Origin of the sequence: Algoriphagus antarcticus (assembly GCF_002150685.1) — a bacterium.
Lineage (GTDB): Bacteria > Bacteroidota > Bacteroidia > Cytophagales > Cyclobacteriaceae > Algoriphagus > Algoriphagus antarcticus.
Genome location: NZ_MSSW01000124.1, coordinates 1 through 3,572 on the forward strand (window position 1 = coordinate 1; position 3,572 = coordinate 3,572).

General features: G+C 35.5%; 6 protein-coding genes. All 6 read left to right on the forward strand.

Features of this window, described 5'->3' with window-relative positions; all coding sequences use genetic code 11:
• Positions 1-150: 150 nt before the first annotated feature.
• The gene (locus tag BVH04_RS24810; RefSeq protein WP_169714520.1) at positions 151-906 is read left to right on the forward strand and encodes a nuclear transport factor 2 family protein; all 756 of its coding nucleotides are present in this window, start codon (positions 151-153) and stop codon (positions 904-906) included.
• A 347-nt stretch (positions 907-1,253) separates the two neighbouring features.
• On the forward strand, positions 1,254-1,721 hold the full coding sequence (locus BVH04_RS24815) for a MarR family winged helix-turn-helix transcriptional regulator (RefSeq protein WP_086544151.1): 468 nt from the start codon (positions 1,254-1,256) through the stop codon (positions 1,719-1,721).
• Positions 1,711-2,151: an NAD(+)--rifampin ADP-ribosyltransferase gene (gene arr / locus BVH04_RS24820; protein WP_086544154.1), complete on the forward strand. Its 441-nt coding sequence runs from the start codon at positions 1,711-1,713 to the stop codon at positions 2,149-2,151. The genes BVH04_RS24815 and arr overlap by 11 nt, the downstream gene beginning before the upstream one ends.
• 85 nt (positions 2,152-2,236) lie before the next feature.
• Positions 2,237-2,680, forward strand: a complete 444-nt coding sequence (locus BVH04_RS24825) for an SRPBCC family protein (RefSeq protein WP_086544152.1) — start codon at positions 2,237-2,239, stop codon at positions 2,678-2,680.
• A 21-nt stretch (positions 2,681-2,701) separates the two neighbouring features.
• Entirely contained in the window at positions 2,702-3,109 is a 408-nt protein-coding gene (locus BVH04_RS24830) for a cupin domain-containing protein (protein WP_086544153.1), read from the forward strand.
• A gap of 5 nt (positions 3,110-3,114) precedes the next feature.
• Positions 3,115-3,465 (forward strand): MmcQ/YjbR family DNA-binding protein, encoded by a 351-nt coding sequence (locus BVH04_RS24835; protein ID WP_086544155.1) that lies wholly within the window; start codon positions 3,115-3,117, stop codon positions 3,463-3,465.
• Positions 3,466-3,572 lie beyond the last annotated feature (107 nt).

The window sequence follows — 3,572 nt, forward strand, 5'->3', positions numbered from 1 at the left end:
CGTATATAAAAAATAGCGGTTTAGGTGCTAACCTGAACCGTTTTGCATTTAATTAAGTATCTTGCTTTCCGAAAAGTTCGTGCATAAAATCCGCTACTTTTCATATACAAGACCGTTGGCGGCAAGGCACAAATGACTGACAGGTTTCAAATGAGACAACTAACTATTTTACTTTTAACATTAGGGAATCAACTGTTCGGACAGACGACAACAGATTCCGACGAAAAAATGCTATTCAAACAAGTAATAAGTGTAGACAGTATTTTCTTTCATGCGTTGAACAATTGTGACCTAAAGACATATGAGTCATTTCTCGTTGACGACTTTGAATTTTACCATGACCGAGGCGGACTGACAAAATCCAGAGACGCCGAAATGAAATCAATGACTTCGTTTTGTGGCGAACAACGACAACAACAAAAATTAAGACGAGAACTAATTCGAGAAAGTGTCGAGGTGAGCCCAATTAAAGACTTTGGAGCTGTTGAGACAGGTCGACACCGTTTTTTCTTAGTAATTGGCGATAAGTCAGAAAAGTTAATTGAAGAAGCTAAGTTTACAAACATCTGGCAAACTCTATCAACTGGCTGGAAGTTAAGCCGCGTAATTAGTTACGACCATCGACCCATAAGCAATGTTCAGCTAGACGACAATGTCTTAGATCGTTACACTGGAAAATATCAAATGGCTCCGGACAGAGTAATCGTAATAACCAAGAATCAAAAGCTACTGAGAGTAAAGGACGGGGATTGGAGCGCCGACCTGTATTCAGAATCAAATTCAAAATTTTACCTCGACCACGGGAATGTGCAGTTTGAATTTGTTAATGGACAAAAAGGACGAGTGGAGAAATTAGTAATCTTTGAGAATGGGAATCAAATTGAATCAGGGACGAAAAAGGATTAATAATTTAGAGTGACCCATGTGCCCAGCCGCCAACAAAAGTATTTGCAAAAGCAGGGCTGGACGATCAAACATCAGCTATGTACAAGTATGAGCAGTAGTTCGGGCTGACATTATAAATTTGGCTTTTAGTTGTTAACTTCAACTTTATATTTTCAATTGAGCATTTGTACCGGGCAGACGAGCAATGAATTCCCTGCCTTCGCAAATACTCAACGTTAGCGGTCATTATAAAAACAACTTCATTAATACTCAAATAAATCTTGCCTAAAAAAAAAATCACAAAAAAGTAGAAAATAAATTGTGTTTATTTATCTTTGCAACTAAGATACTTATGAAGGAAGATATAAATGAACAAAGAAAATATTATTGACATAAGAAAATTGAGTCAGAAATACGCTTATACCTCAATTCAAATGCATGAATCCATTGCTAGAAATGCAGGGTTTTCAGCGACTGACCATAAATATTTAGGTTTTTTTCTACAAAAAGGTAATTTGACAGCAGGCGAGCTTGCTGAATTAACAGGATTGACCACAGGAGCAATAACAGGGTTGATTGACAGGTTTGAGAAAAAAAATCTTGTAAAGCGTCAATTTGATTCAAGTGATAGACGAAAAGTAATTATTGTACCCGATTCAAAAAAAATAATTAAACTTTTTGAACCATACTACAAAGAATTTCAAACCGAAACAGAAAAATTAATTGCTAGTTTTTCATTAGAAGAAATTAAAATTATTGAAGCCTTTATTTTAAAATCTATTGAATTAATGAATGACACAAACAAAAAAATTAAAAGTCAAGCATATGTCAAATAAAATAAATGAAGATACAACTATTCATACACCATTTAGCCAAACATATTTTCACGGTACAAAAGCTGATTTGAAGTTAGGCGACCTTATCGAAGTTGGTTACAACTCAAATTTTGGAAAAAGAAATAATGCTAAATATATTTTTCTTACAGCAACATTAGACCCAGCAATTTGGGGTGCTGAGCTTGCGGTTGGACTAGGACGAGAAAGAATTTATTTGGTTGAAGCCATAGGAGAACTTGAAAATGATCCAGACTTGACGGACAAAAAATTTCCAGGAAATCCAACAATGTCTTATCGTTCAACAGAACCGTTTAGAGTTGTAGGAGAAGTAACAGTTTGGCAAAAACACCCAACTGAACAAGTGAAGGCAATGAAAGACGCTTTGTCAAAATTAAAAGAACAGGGAATTAACTCACTAAATGACGAATAACTTTGACCATAAACAAATCATCAAACCGCTGACACGGGCTTTTTATGAACGGCTTACGGTAAAAAAAGAATAGTAAAATATAAATATGGAAAACTTTAAAAAAACAATCATACTTCAAGCGACAGACAAAAGTGTTTATGAAGCATTGACCAACTCTATTGCAAAGTGGTGGACAGAAATGTTTGAAGGTTCTTCTGATAAACAAGATGAAACGTTTACCATACGTTTTGGGTCTAATGTTTTCAAAACATTGAAAGTTGAAGAGTTAATACCAAATGCCAAAGTGGTTTGGAATGTTACCGACTCTGTTATTGACATACCAGAACTCAAAAACAAAACAGAGTGGATTAACACTAAAATAATTTGGGAAATATCAAGGCAAGATAGCCAAACAGAAATATGTTTAACACATTTAGGCTTGACACCCGAAATTGAATGCTACAATATTTGCGAAAGTGGTTGGCATAATTTCACCGATAGTCTGACAGATTTTATAAAAACAGGTATTGGTAAGCCATTTAAAGTTTAACCTAAGATAATAAAGATTAAAATGAAACATAAACAAATCGAAACCGACAAATTAATTCTGAAGGTAGGCGAAGGTAGAACTTACAACTGCGGAACTATGACAGCTATTTTTAAAGCGGATGAAAACGAAACAAACGAGAAGTATAGCATTTCAGAATGGTGGTTAGAACCAAATTTGGAAGGCGTGGGTGCACACTTACACGAAGACAATGACGAAGTATTTTATGTTTTGGAAGGTACAACTTCTATCCTCGTTGGCGACAATTGGATAGATGCAGAAAAAGGAACGTTTATAAGAATACCAGCCAAAACTATTCACGACTTTTGTAATAGAACTGACAAAAAAACAGGCGTTTTAAATTTTTTTATTCCCGGTGGCTTTGAGAGAAGTATGCCTTCAATTGTCAAGTGGTTTGAAGAAAACAAATGATTTTTATGGTAGCTATTGATACTTTCAGAAAATTGGCACTTTCGTTTCCAGAAGCAACAGAAGAACCTCATTTTGAAAAGACTTCTTTCAGAGTGAAAAAGAAAATCTTTGCAACTTATGACGTTATAAAGAAAAGAGCTTGTATTAAATTATCGGAAATTGACCAAAACGTTTTTTCGTCTTCCGATAAGAGCATAATATTTCCTGTTGACAATAAGTGGGGCAAACAAGGTTGGACACTAATAGAAATGAGTAAAGTTCATAAAGAACTATTTATTGACGCCTTGACAACTGCATATTGTGAAGTCGCACCTAAAAAACTTGCTGACCAAATTAGACCTAATGACAATGAATAGAAAACAACGAACCGCTAATCGAGTAGACGGCCGTGAGCCATAAGCCCACGGTGCGCCTCTCACACCACCGTACGTACGGGTCTTCCCGATAAAAATCGGGACAGGCT

Bases quoted from the DNA above. Each gene is read 5' to 3' on its own strand.
- BVH04_RS24810 (WP_169714520.1), top strand. From the start codon at position 151: ATGAGACAACTAACTATTTTACTTTTAACATTAGGGAATCAACTGTTC.
- BVH04_RS24815 (WP_086544151.1), top strand. From the start codon at position 1,254: ATGAACAAAGAAAATATTATTGACATAAGAAAATTGAGTCAGAAATAC.
- arr (WP_086544154.1), top strand. From the start codon at position 1,711: ATGTCAAATAAAATAAATGAAGATACAACTATTCATACACCATTTAGC.
- BVH04_RS24825 (WP_086544152.1), top strand. From the start codon at position 2,237: ATGGAAAACTTTAAAAAAACAATCATACTTCAAGCGACAGACAAAAGT.
- BVH04_RS24830 (WP_086544153.1), top strand. From the start codon at position 2,702: ATGAAACATAAACAAATCGAAACCGACAAATTAATTCTGAAGGTAGGC.
- BVH04_RS24835 (WP_086544155.1), top strand. From the start codon at position 3,115: ATGGTAGCTATTGATACTTTCAGAAAATTGGCACTTTCGTTTCCAGAA.